The organism is Psychrobacter sp. APC 3426, from assembly GCF_030408035.1.
Taxonomy (GTDB): Bacteria; Pseudomonadota; Gammaproteobacteria; order Pseudomonadales; family Moraxellaceae; genus Psychrobacter.
This window is the reverse complement of sequence record NZ_JASDCF010000033.1, coordinates 1-14,454: the sequence shown is the minus strand read 5'-3', so window position 1 is coordinate 14,454 and position 14,454 is coordinate 1. Positions and strand designations below refer to the sequence as shown.

Here is a 14,454-nt window from a genome sequence, read left to right as displayed (position 1 = left end):
ATAAGAAGATCTTTTGATGCCTAATATCCATCATCATATTGCTGCGTTACAAGACACGCTAAAACCACTCCGCAGTGAGCAGCGTATTGCGCTAGTGCCAACGATGGGCAATCTGCATGATGGTCATCTTGAGTTAGTAAGAATCGCTAAGCAGCATGCCGATATCGTGGTGGTGAGTATCTTTGTCAATCCTACTCAGTTTGGCGAAGGAGAGGATTTTGATAGCTACCCTCGCACATTGGATGAGGATGTCGCAAAGCTAGCAACGGTCGGGGCAGATTATGTGTTTGCGCCCAGTATTGACGAGATATACCCAGTATTGCCGCCACCGACTGCCGTCCTCGCTGGTGCAATCACCACTCAATTATGTGGTCAATCACGTCCTGGGCACTTTGACGGTGTTGGTATTGTGGTCTCGAAATTGTTTAACATCGTGCAGCCTGATGTGGCTGTATTTGGTCAAAAAGACTACCAGCAACTGGCGATTATTAAGCAGTTAGTACGCGATTTAAGTTACCCGATTAAAATAATAGGTGCGCCTATTGTCCGGGCTGCTGATGGCTTGGCGCTATCGTCACGCAATCAATACTTAAATGCAGCTGAGAGACAAATAGCACCCGTACTTCATCAAGAGTTGCAACGTCTGGCACAGAAGTTGCTGAATTGCGAACATAGTCAGAAAGAGTTTGAAGCACTATTAGTAGAAACACGTGAGCGTATTACAGATGCTGGTTTTATTATAGATTATCTACAAATAAAAACGGCTCAGCTAACTCCTGTCGCCAATGATGCTGCAATCTTCAATAAAGAAAAACAAGATTTAATCATTTTAGTGGCTGCTTGGTTGGGACGTGCACGTTTATTAGACAATCAACTGGTGACTTTCAAATAGTGATTGTTAATTAATGATGCTGAGTCAGCTGTCATGATGTGGTTATTTGCAGGATGCAATGAACTAGGGTGGATAAACCATGGATGTAAGTCAGGATAAAAGTAACGACCAAACTAAGCAAGTAGCGGACTCATCGAGTATTGATAAGCTCAGTATCCTAGTCGTGTCAGGTCGTTCAGGGTCTGGTAAGACCTCAGTTTTAAATATTTTAGAAGACCTAGGGTATTATTCGATTGATAATCTGCCACTGTCCTTGTTGCCGAATGCTGCGCACAAGCTGGTCAATGAGAGTGGCATCTGCCGTATTGCGCTTGGCGTTGATATTCGAACGCCACGTGCTGATTTATCTAATTTTGCAGAGACCTATGAAACCTTAAGAGACACTTATGGCAAGCATGCGGTTAAAGTTGTTTATGTCACCGCACAAGAAAGCACCTTAATAGCGCGTTTTAATGCGACTAGACGTGTGCATCCATTGATGTCGCAAGATATCGACAGTGACAATGCGCGACATATCGCTTTTAACCTACCCGCTGCGATTAAACGAGAAGTAGAGCTGTTAGAGCCTATTGCAGGTCATGCCGATATCAAAATTGATACCAGTAGTCTAAATATCCATCAGCTAAAAGACAGTTTGCGTGAACACATCGGTATGGAGAATCAGATTGTGATTAATCTACTGTCGTTTGGCTTTAAGTACGGCAGTCCTATCGATGCTGATTTTGTCTTTGATGTCAGAATTTTACCCAACCCGCATTGGAATCCTGAGTTACGAGCATCAACAGGTCTCGACAATGAAGTAGCGACATTTTTTGCAGATTATCCAGAAGTGGCAGAGATGACCGACGATATCGACAAATTCTTAAGCCGTTGGCTGCCGGAATTTTTGCACAATAATCGTCATACTGTGACGGTGGCAATTGGCTGTACGGGCGGTAAGCATCGCTCAGTGTTTATCACTGATACGCTGCAGCGCCGTCTGGCTGCAACGGTTCCACAGGGCGTTAAGGTACTGGCAAAACATCGGGAAAAAAGCCGTTGGTAGTTATTGACAAATATTTTTACCTAACAAACAGTATTGATTTTATTATTCATTATTTTGGAAATCTTTTATGATTGACTGGTCAGAACAGGATATGCGCGTTTCGCGCACAGAACTCAAAAAAGCCCATGAGCGCTTGCAGCAGTTATCAATACCGCTTGCCAGCTTATCGAAAAAACAGCTAAAAAGTCTGCCAGCCAGTGATTATTTTATGGCTGAATTGATGGCGCTTGCCGATATCACCAGTGCCAATGCACGTAATCGTCAGACCAAACGTGTTGGCAAACTTATGATTGAAGAAAATCGCCATGAGCTGATAAAAGCATTGTTTGACGCTTATTTTCCTAAAGAACAAGTTTCTAAAATAGAGAGCTGGTCTGAGCGTCTAAATATCAATGATGAAGGCACCCTTAAGCAATTCGTCAAACAATACAAAGCCTCTGAGCACAATAGTATGTATCAGTTATTGCTTTGGATTGAATATGCTAAGCATACCAATGATGATGAACTGATGGCAGAGTCTAAACAAGACCTAGCCAGTTATATACGCGAAGTCGCTATTCTATCGGATTTAAAAAAATAGTGTTTAAGAGATTTTTGAGCAAATATTGCACGTGTGGCTGATGTCATTATCCAGGAAGATAATAAGTCTATAGTCAAAATATTCTAAAAACGCTACGGTGTTGCTGATATCAATTTTTTGTAACCTCTGTCTGCGCAGGCACAGCAAGCAAGAAAAGTTGATATCAGCAGCGCGTGATGTATCGATATTACTTTTCACTAACTATAGGTCTAATATCAACCTATCTTGTACGAGACAGTAAGACAAAAAAAGCCAATCAATAAATGATTGGCTTTTTTATGCATGGCTACTTATAAAGAAGACTGCCTATATGAGTAACTACAATGACATTACTTCTTTTCAGCGCGCGCTTTATCTACTAGAAAGTCTACAACTTTAGGTACTGTGGCACTTTCACCAGTGACGACGTACTTGCCCTGTACCACAACGGCTGGTACACCAGAGAGCTGGTAGCGCTTAGCCCCTGCTTGTGAGCGACCAATCTTAGTGCCAACGGCAAATGAGTTATAAAGGCTGTTGAATTTCTTTTCATCAACGCCTTTTGATGCATACCATTTGCTCAGTGATGACTGATCAAATAGTTTTTTACCGTCTTTATGAATCGCATCAAATAACGCGTCATGAGTTTTGTTCTCAAATCCTAACAGCTGAGCGGCATAAAAACCACGGGCGTTGGCTTCCCAAACTGGGTTAAGCGCTGCTGGGGTTTTGAAGAACGCCACGTCTTTGTCTTTGGTTTTTGCCCATTTTTCCATATGCGGGTTAAGAACGTTACAATGCGGGCAACCATACCAAAAAAACTCACGAACAATGATAGCATCACCGCTGATTTTTTCTGGGTTGTCTAGTACGCGATAGTCTTTTCCGGCGACATAGTCGGCAGCCTGTGCGCCCATAGTGGCAAGCCCAATAGCCATGGCCAGACCAGTCATTGTGATGACACGTTTCATACTTTATCCTTGAGATGTATAGACTTAGGGTTTGTTGGAGCATTTATACCGCTTCAGGTGGTTCATATTGTTTGAAACGGCATAATCGAGATAACGCCGAGTATTCACGAGTTATCATAGTTTACTGACTATGATAACGTAAAAGGTAGGTGGTTGTGAATCCGATTCTTAACTAACGGTTGTAAAGCTGTGAGCTATTATTTAAGGTACCTTACTTATAAGTTATAGCTTATGGTTTTTTTACCTTGTAGCTTTTTACGCTCGATAGTAGATTGCCTGTCTTTGGGTTATCGCTTGAGGTATCTTTTCCTACTATTGATGAATCTTCGAGTTTACAGTATCGACATTCACAATCAGTGACGATGTACTTCACGACAAAGCTGCCGCTCTCATGCTAATATTAGGCACATAATCGTGCCATTGGTGTTGTGAGATATAACATCAGCGAACCCTATAATGTACGACGACACCTATAATGACAATAAAGGAAAATCTATGAGCTCAGCCAACCCTTCTGCGCCTCCTGCAAATGAGCAAGCAAACCTTAATAATACAATGGCTAACACGATAAACGTGGATCCAAGCGAAGTTGAGAAGTTCAATAATTTGGCAAGCGAGTGGTGGAGTAATACTGGCGCATTTGCAACCTTGCATGAAATCAATCCATTGCGTCTTAACTGGATAGAAGAAAATGTAAAACGCGGTTATCAAAGCGACTATGTGGATAAAAGTGCCGATAAAACAGCTGAGACAGGGCTTGTTGGTAAAAAGGTGTTAGATGTCGGCTGCGGCGGCGGTATTTTGTCAGAATCAATGGCACGTCGCGGCGCTGATGTCACGGGCATCGATTTAGGTACCGAGAATTTAAAAGCAGCGGCTCTGCATGCAGAGCAAAGCGGTTTGAATGAGACGTTGCGCTATCAACACATTCCAGTAGAGGAGCTAGCAAAAACTCACGCTGGGCAGTTCGATGTGGTGACTTGCATGGAGATGTTGGAGCATGTGCCAGATCCTAGCTCGATTGTGCAGGCTTGCTTTGAGCTATTGGCACCAGGTGGTGTTTGTGTGCTATCGACGATTAACCGCAATCCAAAGTCATATCTGTTCGCCATCGTTGGGGCAGAGTACGTATTGCGCTTGCTAGACCGTGGTACTCATGATTATGCCAAATTCATCACCCCAGCGGAGCTCGATAAGATGGCAGTCAATGCGGGCTTTACCCGTCAGGATATTATCGGTTTACATTATAACCCACTGACCAAGCGTTACTGGTTGGCACAAAATGTCGATGTCAATTATATGATAGCGGTACAAAAACCATTGGTTTAAATCTAGTGTAACGCTGTAATCGATTCACTTCACGTCATCATTTCGTCTGAAACACATTTTTAATATTAAGAGCATTCATTATGAGCCAATTTGTAAAAGCGGTTTTATTTGACCTTGATGGGACGTTAATCGATACTGCTGCTGATTTTGTCCGTATCATCGGTAAGATGAGCCATGAAAACGATTGGCAAGCACCACCAGAAGCTGAAATTCGCGAGCAAGTCTCTGCGGGTGCGTCAGCAATGGTACAGCTGATGCTGCGTCATAATGACCAGCTTGATGTGAGCGAAGAGGCCTTACTTGATTTTCGTCAGCAGTTTTTAGATGACTATGAAGCAGAAATATGTGTTGATAGCTGCGTGTTTGGTGCGCTCGATGAAGTGCTGTCAGAATTAGAAGCGAAAGGTGTGCCTTGGGGTATCGTCACCAACAAGCCGCGTTATTTATCAGAACAGCTACTCAGCAAGATGCAGTTAGATGAGCGCTGTGCTGTTTTGGTCTGTCCTGATGATGTATCACGCTCAAAACCTGATCCAGAGCCGATGTATGTGGCATTAGAAAAACTGGGTATTCCTCGTGGTGCTGCCGGCTGTGTGCTGTATGTCGGCGATCATATACGTGATATCGAAGCGGGTAACGCTGCTGGTATGCCAACGATTTTGGCGGCTTATGGTTATATCCCACCTGAGGATCAAAAAAACCTAAAGAAATGGGGCGCAGATTATATTACTGATACCCCTGAGCAGTTGAATAAATTGCTGCTCTCTTCTGGTAAGTTCGATTATTTATAAACCATTCCTGTTAACAATCGGTCTTTTTTATTAATTGCGGTTAACTAATTACATTTAAATATAAGTGCCGTTAACCATATCGATTTTTGATGATATAAGATGTAAGTACTTCATTATACTGATATTTAACTATTAATTTATAAGCAGTGAGTAATGCCATGAGTGACAATACCAATCAGCCAGCTACGCCGCAAAATAGTATGGATAATAACCAACAAGCCACGCAAAATCTTACTCAACCTCTCACTCATGACGAGATTCGTAATTTTGTGCCACCTGATAATTGTTTAGAGGGTAAGACTATTTTGGTAACGGGTGCTGGTGATGGTATCGGACGCGTTGCTGCCTTAGCTTATGCGCGTTATGGTGCTACCGTACTGTTGTTAGGGCGCACGAGCAGTAAGCTTGAATACGTCTATGACGAGATTGAGAGCTTTGGTGGCAAGCAACCAGCCATGCTACCGATGAATCTAGAGGGTGCAACCTATGCTGAAATGCAGCAATTAGAAGGATTGATTGATAGAGAAATCGGTCAATTAGATGGCATCTTGCACAATGCGGGTCTGCTCGGTCAATTGACGCCGCTTGAGATGTACGATGTTGATACTTTTGCCCAAGTGATGAAGGTCAACTTTACCTCGACCTTTATGTTGACTCAGGCACTGCTCCCACTGCTTAAGGACGCTAAAAACGGTTCTATCGTCTTTACCTCTAGCACAGTCGGTACGCACCCACGCGCCTTTTGGGGTGCCTATGCGCTGTCAAAACAAGCGGTGGAGGGCATGAGTGATATCTTTACCCAAGAGACGCAAAACACCACCAACCTGCGTTTTAACTGTGTCAATCCTGGCGGTACACGTACCAACATGCGCGCGCATGCCTATCCAGGGGAGAATCCGATGAGTTTAAAAACCCCTGAAGATATCATGGCCGGTTATGTCTGCCTAATGAGTGATGACAGTATCGGTGTACGTGGGCAAGTGGTTGCGCTGCAACCGAAAGAGTAGTGATGGTTTATCGTTTTTGAGACCAGGTTTTATTTTAAAATGTATATCTCAATCCATGGTTTCTATACAGTCTAACCGCTTGTAATTATAGATAATAAACCCCATCTATTTGTTATTAAAGACTTTTGTTTTTAAGTTTAAGCAATGGTTTAAGTGCAAATAATATAACAAATAGGATGAGATTATGGCGGGTGGTTGGTCAAGAGATGGCGCTGAGCACGAACAGATGGATGCAACTGTCAATGATGCCTTAGAACGGGCACGACGTGCATTGCCAACGGGTAAAAGCGCTGAGTTTTGTGATGAATGTGGCAATCCTATTCCAGAAGCGCGCCGTTTAGCGGTGCCTGGGATTCAGCACTGTGTTGGCTGTCAGACTGAGCTTGAGCAAGAAGCGCGAGCGGCTGAATTATTCAATCGCCGCGGCAGTAAAGACAGTCAATTGCGCTAAGTTTTTTGCGTTATTGTTTATTGGGTAACAATATTCATTGAGCTGAGCAGCACTATTTATCAGACAATAAAAAACCCTGCACATCTGTGGCAGGGTTTTCTATTTTTAAAAAAAGTAAAAGAACATTCTATTCACTTCTAGCGGCTTCTACTTCGGCTTCGTCTGGTACGAATACATAGCCAACACCCCAAACTGTTTGGATATAGCGTGCTTGTGAAGGATTGTCTTCAATCAGACGACGCAGGCGTGACACTTGGACGTCAATAGAGCGCTCCATCGCACCCCATTCACGACCACGAGCCAGATTCATCAATTTATCGCGCGTCAACGGCTCACGCGGATGCTGAACCAAGGCTTTTAATACTGAAAACTCACCGGTCGTCAAAGTGACCACATTGCCATCACGTTTAAGGGTACGGGTCGATAAATCAAGCGTCCATGGGCCAAATTCAACCACTTCTAGCTGATGACTTGGCGCACCCGGCAGTTCACGATTTTGACGACGCAATACCGCTTTGATACGTGCCAATAGCTCTTTTGGGTTAAAGGGTTTTGGTAGGTAATCATCAGCACCAGCTTCTAGACCAGCGATACGGTCTGCATCGCCACCTTTGGCAGTCAGCATGATGATGGGAATATCGCCATTGTCTTCACGCAAGCGCTTACAGATGCTGATACCGTCTTCGCCTGGTAACATCAAATCCAATACCACCAGTGAAAAGAGCTCACGTTGCATCAATTTGTCCATTTGATTGCCATCATGCGCTGTACGCACGACAAAACCATCGTCTTCTAGAAAGCGCTGTAACAAAGAGCGCAGACGGGCATCATCATCGACGACCAAAATACGCTGAGTCAAAGTATCGGGGCTGTTATTATCTGTCATACAGGCATCCTCTTATAAAAATTATTATTAGTAGAAATTTCTCATAAAAATGTTATTAGTAAAATTATTAAAAATCGCGGGTAAAAATACGGTCGTTACTTAATGGCCAATCCGTTGATTATTGAAACACTCATTATCGAGCCATTAGCCATTGAGGAAATATATAAAAATAGACACTATTGTTCAGTGCGGTATTACATAGCAATATTTGTGCTATTGATACTTTAGTGTATAAGATTGCACCGCTAATTGCATCACCCATAAGGACAAATGCTGTATGCGTTTGTTTAACAAAGCGATAGAACGGACGATATCACAGGATTTGAGCCGTAAAACACCATATAAATAACGAAAAGATAAAAAGGATTTTTATTCATGCAGCTTTTGCTATAATGCAAAACTACATTTCTCAACGATTGATACGTATATGAGTAGCACTGATACCTTAACGTCATCTCAAACCTCGACAAAATCTCAGGTTTTGGATGCAACCACACACGCGAATATTCACGACAAGCTTGCTCGCGCGCTTGGCATTAAGACTGCTCAAGTCAATGCGTTTGTCAAACTTTACGATGAAGGCGCGACTGTTCCGTTTATTGCGCGTTACCGCAAAGAGAAGACGCAAAATCTTGATGATGCGCAATTACGAGCTTTAGAGAAGTCGCTTAATTACGAGCGTGACATGGCAACCCGTCGCCTAAAAATTACTGAGCTGCTCAGCACGCAAGGCAATTTAACTGACGAGCTGCAGACCCGTATTGATAATGCGACATCCAAGCTTGAGCTTGAAGACATCTACTTGCCATATCGTCCGCGCCGCCGTTCACCAGCCGCCAAAGCACGTGCTGCTGGTCTTGACGTTGCAGCGCAAGCGGTCTTGACGCAAGAAGTTACCCCAACAGAGGCATTGGCTGATTATCAAGCGCCAGCTAGTATCTCTGATGATAATGGTAATGAGATAGAAGTTGATTTCAGTGATATTGAAAAGCAACTGGCTGGCGTACAAGCCATCATCATCGATGAATGGACGCAAGCATTAGATTTGCTTGATGGCCTGCGTAGTGGCTTTGCTAAAACGGCGAGTATCGTATCTAGTGTTGCTAGCGAAGAAAAGCGTGAAGTCGGCGAGAAATTCAAAGATTACTTTGAGCATAGCGAAAGCCTTGCGCGTCTGCCCAATCATCGTCTATTAGCGATGCTACGCGGTCGCCAAGAAAATGTCTTGGGTCTCAAAATCGAAGGGGAAGATACCCCGTTTATCGAAAAAATCATCAGTCATTTCGATGTTGACTCTAAAGCGCCAGCTGAGCGCCGTGAGTTTTTAGCAGAAGCCGCTAGCAGCTTATGGAAAGACAAATGGCGTCCGCATATCGAACATCGCTTGTTGACTGAAAAGCGTCTGACTGCTGAGGCTGATGCAATTGATGTATTTGCCAATAATTTACAGCATCTGCTCATGTCAGCACCGGCTGGTCGTAAAGTCATTTTAGGTGTCGATCCTGGTATTCGTCATGGCGTCAAAATGGCGATTGTCGATGCCCAAGGCCACGTCATGCTAGATAGCGAAGACAAGCCTGTGGTGGCGACTGTCTATCCGTTTGCTCCTGATAATAAGATGGATGAAGCCAAAAAAGTCATTGATGAGTTATTAAGTACTTATAACGTTGATTTAGTGGCTATCGGTAATGGTACTGCTAGCCGCGAAACAGATGCGATGGTTAAAGAGATATTGGCTGCTAATGATGGTCTAAAGGCCAAAGCTGTTATCGTCAATGAATCTGGCGCATCAGTCTATTCTGCAAGCGAGCTTGCTAGTGATGAGCTTGCCAACCTAGATGTCTCTGTACGCGGCGCGGTATCTATCGCTCGTCGCCTGCAAGACCCACTCTCAGAGCTGGTGAAGGTTGACCCCAAAGCGATTGGTGTTGGTCAATATCAGCATGATGTGAACCAAAGCCAGTTAGCGGATAGCCTTGATAAAGTTACTCAAGACAGCGTGAACGCCGTTGGTGTTGATGTAAATACGGCGAGCCCTGCCATCTTGGCTCATATCGCTGGTTTGAATAAGAACGTCGCCCAGCAAATCGTCACTTATCGTAAAGAGCATGGCGCATTTGATAGCCGTGAGGCACTCAAAAACGTCCCGCGCTTAGGTGCTAAGACCTTTGAACAAGCAGCAGGTTTCTTACGTATCCATGACGGTAGCAACCCACTTGACGCCACTGGCGTGCATCCAGAAAGCTATGCGCTGGTTGATAGCTTACTGGCGCAAACAGGTAAGGCATTGCCAGAAGTGCTCGGTAACGATGGTGTATTAAACACCATCGATACGACTGCGCTCGCGGCAAATGATGACAATATTAGTGTAACTGCTATTATCGAAGAGCTGGCCAAACCGGCACGCGATCCACGTCCTGAGTTCAAAACTGCGAATTTCCGTGAAGATGTCAATAGCATTAAAGATTTAGAAGAAGGCATGCAGCTTGAAGGTGTCGTCACCAATGTCACAGCCTTTGGTTGTTTCGTTGATGTCGGTGTTCATCAAGATGGTCTTGTGCATATCTCTCAGATGGCCAATGACTTCGTTGCTGATCCGATGAACCGTGTTAAGCCAGGTGATATCGTTTCGGTACGTGTCATCTCTATTGATGAAAAACGTGGCCGTATTGGTTTTAGTATGAAGCCTGAGTCTGAAAAACCAGCACGCCCAGCCGCAAAGTCTACTGCAGCAAGCACTGGCAATGATGATAAAGCCAGTCGTCCACGCAGCAACCGCCCAGCCGCTGATAAGCGTCCAGCAAAGCCGCGTAGCAACCGTCAAGATAAGGACAACGCCAATAACCGTAGCAAAGCGCCTAGAGCTGAGAAAGCTGAAGCGCCTAGCAAGATGGGGACGCTTGGGGCGCTGTTACAAGAAGCGGGCGTGACCAAGACTAAGAAATAGTATGTAGTTAATATAGCAATAAAAAACGCAGCCTAATGGCTGCGTTTTTTATTGCACATAATATAGTTGGCTAAAAACTGATTATTACTTAACTAACAGCTATTTATTATGGGCAATTATTAAGAGACTAGTGCTTAGCGCGACACAGCGATACGACGGTTTTCTTTAAATTCAACATCCGCAGGCTGCGTGGCTAATAGCTCACCACGTGTGTCTTTTTTCTTTTCTTGCAAGGTGATAGCGGCATCGGTTGTTTCTTTATCAGTTGCACCTTCACCAGCAATTAATGGTTGATAACTAGCATCGCTATGTTGCATGTTTAGCGATTTTGCAGGCTGAGTGGGCTGGGCAGGTTGTAGGGCAACCGCAGCTATTGCATCATTGCTATTCTCGCTTTCTGCTTCATCCATATCGTCTTCAACAGTTTCAGATTCATCAGTCTCAACTGCGCCAGGTTGTGTGGCAAGTAGTTCGCCGTCTGGACCTTTGACTTTAGACTGCAAGGTATTCTCTACTGGCGCATTCAACTGTTCTGCTGGCGTCACCTGTTGAGTATTGGCAGATTTGGTATCGTTTGTCTCTACTGGAGCAGCCATTGCTACGGTTGGTAAGATGATGGCAGCACCCATAAGTAATGATAAGGCATTCTTGTTCATTATAAAGCTCCAAAATTTATAGATTAGTCATTATTAATATCGATAATTTGCTTTTAGCATTTCATGCTTATTTACAAAAACAAAATACCACCTCTATGGCTGGTATTTCAGTAGTAAACTCATTACTCTTCTAACAGCTTGATGTATGGTTGTGACGTTATGAAACCATCACTATTAATTATTCGATACCCTCAAGCCGATTTCTAGCAAATTATTCAACGATTACATACTCACCAGTATCTACATCAACCACACGTTGCTGAACCTCATTTTTAGGTACGCGAGTTACTGGGAAGGTCTGATTGATTTCAGTGTTGTCGAGCGCATCAGCTTCTGCTTCTTCGCCGACCACCACAGTACGATTGGCACCATCTTCGATAGCGATAGCCGTACCTTCAGCAGTGTTAACACGCTTGATTTGATCAGTTGGTGCGATGATGACTTCCTTAACACTGTATTTAGCAGGACGAATCACACGAGTGGTCTCAACGACGACTGGCTCTACGCTGCGCTCTTCTGTGACGGCCACTTGTGCTTCTGGGGCTTTTGCTTCACTCACGATAGGCGTTGGGAATTTACCACCGAAATGGTTGTCGCACTGCTGCATACTTAAGCGAACTGGGTTGCCTGCTTTGTCCATATAGACGTTGACAGGCATATCAGCTGCGATAGGGACGTATTTACCAACCAAGGCTCCTGACACCCCGTAACGACCGTTTGATTGTCCAACACCGAGGTCACAGGCGCCAGCTGAATAGTCGCTGCTACGTAGGCTGTTGCTGTCAACCACGCTTTGAGGAATCATCACCTCAGACAGTTTCATTTTCTTAACCGTTGCTTCACCAGCTTGACGCTTTGGGTTTTGATAAGTGTAAGGGGTATAGAATTTGGCTGAGCCATCTTTGACCGCAGTGACACATTCTTCATAAGTATCATAACCAACATTGCCATGGCTATCAGTGGTTACGGCGGCATTAGCAGAGCTTGCAAACATAGCAAGACCTGAAGTGATTACGGCGGCAGTTAATACGTTCAATTTCATTATTAATTCCTCTTAATTGTCGTGAATAGTTATATTTTGCTTATTCTAAGTATTTATTGATTCTATCTAAATAACCGTAGTTCTGAATAACACCAGCGCAACACCAATCTTTGGCGTTTTTCCATCTATAACGGCTGTATTTTAGTTGCGTCTGTTTTTTATTCATCTGTGTTTATAAAGGCATAATGTATAAAAGCATTCGGATAAAGAGTGTTCATTTGAAATAATGCCCCAACCCCTTTTATCCTACTGCAACTGTTGCAATATGGCTGTGACATTAGGCTAGGGATGTGTAGCATAATGTATAAAAAAATCGAAAACGGGCAACATCGTTCACCAAAAAAGTACGTTATTAGTATTTGTTAACATCTGCTTGGAAGTTTTTCAAAAATTTAAGTCAAAAAAAACCGTACCTTGCTCACAAGATACGGTGATTAAACACAACATAAGGGTTAAAGGTTAAGAGTCATCTTGTCGTCTTTGATGATCAGATTAGCCATCCACAACATCGAAGCTAAGACCTGCATGCTCTTCTAGACGTGCTAGCAAATGATCACCCATCGCCGAAGCTGGCGTCCAAAAGCCACCGCCGACATCCTCTTTACGGATGTCTTGTGCCAAGCACAGTGCCGCTTGTGACAACATGCGCGAGGTGCTGCCATAGCCAGGGTCTTTATCCCCTGTCACTTTAGTCGTGATGGTGTCGTTTTTGCTCGTTTGTCCAAACAGACGAATATCAAAGTAACCATTTTCTTGCTCTTCTTTAGAGGGGCCAGAGCCAGATTTTGGTAGCACATGCTTTGAGAGTAGCTCACGGCTTGGTTTAATCATCATCGCTGTGGCAAAGCCAAACAAGCCTGCACTCATGGCGTAGCTTGATAACTTACCTTTAACACCATCCTTCATCCACATGGCTTCGTCGTATTTAAATTCGCGACCATACTCATAGTCGAGTAATTGGTTGGTGCGATGGACGATACGAGTATTGATGCTAGCCATCACAAAAGGCGCCAACCAACGCTTATGCTTACTGTCGTATTCGGGTTTGCTGACATTGTCTTGGCGTACATTAGGCGCATCTTTATCATCATTTAACAGATAAGGGTTTGTCACTTGTTTACGGCGTGATTTGTTCTGTCCAACCTCTTCAAAGATAGTCGCCATCGAGGCAATGGTACCGCCTGACAAGCCACCTTTTGCTGCTTTGACACGCATATGAATCACATCACAAGCCTCACCAAACTTTTCTTCCGCTTTGGTTTGTGTGAAGTAGACACCTAAATCTGACGGGATAGAGTCAAAGCCGCAAGAGTTGACGATACGCGCGCCACTTTTCTTAGCAGTCTCTTGATACTTATCCATCATATCTTTGATAAAGATAGCCTCACCAGTGAGGTCGACATAATCGGTGCCATTTTCTGCACAGGATTTAATCAAAGGCTCGCCGTATTTCAGGTAAGGGCCGACAGTTGAGATAATAACTTGCGCTTGCTTGGTCATATCGTCAAGGCTGGCTGAGTCATTACTATTGGCGATAATGGTATCTACTTTGCTCTCAAGTTTGGACTGCAACTCGATTAGTTTTTCTTCATCACGACCGGCAATTGCCCAAGTGACATTCGAACCATCTTTGTTTTTCGCATTAGATAAGAAGCTCGTTAAATAGTGAGCAGTAATTTGGCCGACAAAACTTGTTGCACCGTACAAGACAACCGCATAAGGGCGCTTGTCACCGTTGTGTTGCGATGAGCTATTTGATTGTGAATTATTTGATTGTGAATTATTTGATTGTGAATTATTTGATTGTGAATTATTTGATTGTGAATTATTTGATTGTGAATTATTTGATTGTGAATTATTTGATTGTGAATTATTTGA

13 protein-coding genes are annotated in these 14,454 nt (G+C 43.7%); 8 read left to right on the top strand and 5 right to left on the bottom strand.

Features of this window, described 5'->3' with window-relative positions:
* Positions 1-16: 16 nt before the first annotated feature.
* From panC to yjgA, 3 genes are all read left to right on the top strand, one after another.
* Positions 17-892 (top strand): pantoate--beta-alanine ligase, encoded by an 876-nt coding sequence (gene panC / locus QL919_RS12725; RefSeq protein ID WP_290189854.1) that lies wholly within the window; start codon positions 17-19, stop codon positions 890-892.
* Between the two features lie 79 nt (positions 893-971).
* Positions 972-1,937: an RNase adapter RapZ gene (gene rapZ, locus QL919_RS12720; protein ID WP_290189853.1), complete on the top strand. Its 966-nt coding sequence runs from the start codon at positions 972-974 to the stop codon at positions 1,935-1,937.
* Between the two features lie 67 nt (positions 1,938-2,004).
* Positions 2,005-2,517, top strand: a complete 513-nt coding sequence (yjgA, locus tag QL919_RS12715; RefSeq protein ID WP_290189852.1) for a ribosome biogenesis factor YjgA — start codon at positions 2,005-2,007, stop codon at positions 2,515-2,517.
* 329 nt (positions 2,518-2,846) lie between these two features.
* Here the strand turns inward: yjgA and QL919_RS12710 are convergent, their stop codons facing one another.
* Entirely contained in the window at positions 2,847-3,467 is a 621-nt protein-coding gene (locus QL919_RS12710) for a thiol:disulfide interchange protein DsbA/DsbL (RefSeq protein WP_290189851.1), read from the bottom strand.
* Positions 3,468-4,022: 555 nt separating this feature from the next.
* Here QL919_RS12710 and ubiG point away from each other — a divergent pair.
* From ubiG to QL919_RS12690, 4 genes are all read left to right on the top strand, one after another.
* A complete protein-coding gene (gene ubiG, locus QL919_RS12705) occupies positions 4,023-4,796 on the top strand; it encodes a bifunctional 2-polyprenyl-6-hydroxyphenol methylase/3-demethylubiquinol 3-O-methyltransferase UbiG (protein ID WP_290189869.1) in 774 nt (257 codons plus the stop codon).
* 80 nt (positions 4,797-4,876) lie between these two features.
* Entirely contained in the window at positions 4,877-5,587 is a 711-nt protein-coding gene (locus QL919_RS12700; RefSeq protein ID WP_290189850.1) for an HAD-IA family hydrolase, read from the top strand.
* Between the two features lie 200 nt (positions 5,588-5,787).
* Positions 5,788-6,594 (top strand): YciK family oxidoreductase, encoded by an 807-nt coding sequence (locus tag QL919_RS12695; RefSeq protein WP_290189868.1) that lies wholly within the window; start codon positions 5,788-5,790, stop codon positions 6,592-6,594.
* 184 nt (positions 6,595-6,778) lie between these two features.
* On the top strand, positions 6,779-7,045 hold the full coding sequence (locus tag QL919_RS12690; RefSeq protein WP_290189849.1) for a DksA/TraR family C4-type zinc finger protein: 267 nt from the start codon (positions 6,779-6,781) through the stop codon (positions 7,043-7,045).
* Positions 7,046-7,172: 127 nt separating this feature from the next.
* On the opposite strand, the gene ompR is transcribed toward QL919_RS12690, so the two are convergent.
* Positions 7,173-7,931 (bottom strand): two-component system response regulator OmpR, encoded by a 759-nt coding sequence (gene ompR / locus QL919_RS12685; RefSeq protein ID WP_290189848.1) that lies wholly within the window; start codon positions 7,929-7,931, stop codon positions 7,173-7,175.
* A 427-nt stretch (positions 7,932-8,358) separates the two neighbouring features.
* On the opposite strand from ompR, the gene QL919_RS12680 reads away from it, so the two are divergent.
* Positions 8,359-10,878 (top strand): Tex family protein, encoded by a 2,520-nt coding sequence (locus tag QL919_RS12680; RefSeq protein ID WP_290189847.1) that lies wholly within the window; start codon positions 8,359-8,361, stop codon positions 10,876-10,878.
* Between the two features lie 134 nt (positions 10,879-11,012).
* Here QL919_RS12680 and QL919_RS12675 read toward each other — a convergent pair whose 3' ends face one another.
* The 3 genes from QL919_RS12675 to QL919_RS12665 all read right to left on the bottom strand — a co-directional run.
* Positions 11,013-11,534, bottom strand: coding sequence for a hypothetical protein (locus QL919_RS12675; protein ID WP_290189846.1), 522 nt, complete (start codon positions 11,532-11,534; stop codon positions 11,013-11,015).
* A 211-nt stretch (positions 11,535-11,745) separates the two neighbouring features.
* Positions 11,746-12,576, bottom strand: a complete 831-nt coding sequence (locus QL919_RS12670; protein ID WP_290189845.1) for a hypothetical protein — start codon at positions 12,574-12,576, stop codon at positions 11,746-11,748.
* Positions 12,577-13,068: 492 nt separating this feature from the next.
* Positions 13,069-14,454 (bottom strand): saccharopine dehydrogenase NADP-binding domain-containing protein (locus tag QL919_RS12665; protein WP_290189844.1); only part of this gene is annotated, 1,386 nt, incomplete at its 5' end.

Coding starts and splice junctions, on each gene's coding strand:
- panC (WP_290189854.1), top strand. CDS start 17: ATGCCTAATATCCATCATCATATTGCTGCGTTACAAGACACGCTAAAA.
- rapZ (WP_290189853.1), top strand. CDS start 972: ATGGATGTAAGTCAGGATAAAAGTAACGACCAAACTAAGCAAGTAGCG.
- yjgA (WP_290189852.1), top strand. CDS start 2,005: ATGATTGACTGGTCAGAACAGGATATGCGCGTTTCGCGCACAGAACTC.
- QL919_RS12710 (WP_290189851.1), bottom strand. CDS start 3,467: ATGAAACGTGTCATCACAATGACTGGTCTGGCCATGGCTATTGGGCTT.
- ubiG (WP_290189869.1), top strand. CDS start 4,023: ATGGCTAACACGATAAACGTGGATCCAAGCGAAGTTGAGAAGTTCAAT.
- QL919_RS12700 (WP_290189850.1), top strand. CDS start 4,877: ATGAGCCAATTTGTAAAAGCGGTTTTATTTGACCTTGATGGGACGTTA.
- QL919_RS12695 (WP_290189868.1), top strand. CDS start 5,788: ATGGATAATAACCAACAAGCCACGCAAAATCTTACTCAACCTCTCACT.
- QL919_RS12690 (WP_290189849.1), top strand. CDS start 6,779: ATGGCGGGTGGTTGGTCAAGAGATGGCGCTGAGCACGAACAGATGGAT.
- ompR (WP_290189848.1), bottom strand. CDS start 7,931: ATGACAGATAATAACAGCCCCGATACTTTGACTCAGCGTATTTTGGTC.
- QL919_RS12680 (WP_290189847.1), top strand. CDS start 8,359: ATGAGTAGCACTGATACCTTAACGTCATCTCAAACCTCGACAAAATCT.
- QL919_RS12675 (WP_290189846.1), bottom strand. CDS start 11,534: ATGAACAAGAATGCCTTATCATTACTTATGGGTGCTGCCATCATCTTA.
- QL919_RS12670 (WP_290189845.1), bottom strand. CDS start 12,576: ATGAAATTGAACGTATTAACTGCCGCCGTAATCACTTCAGGTCTTGCT.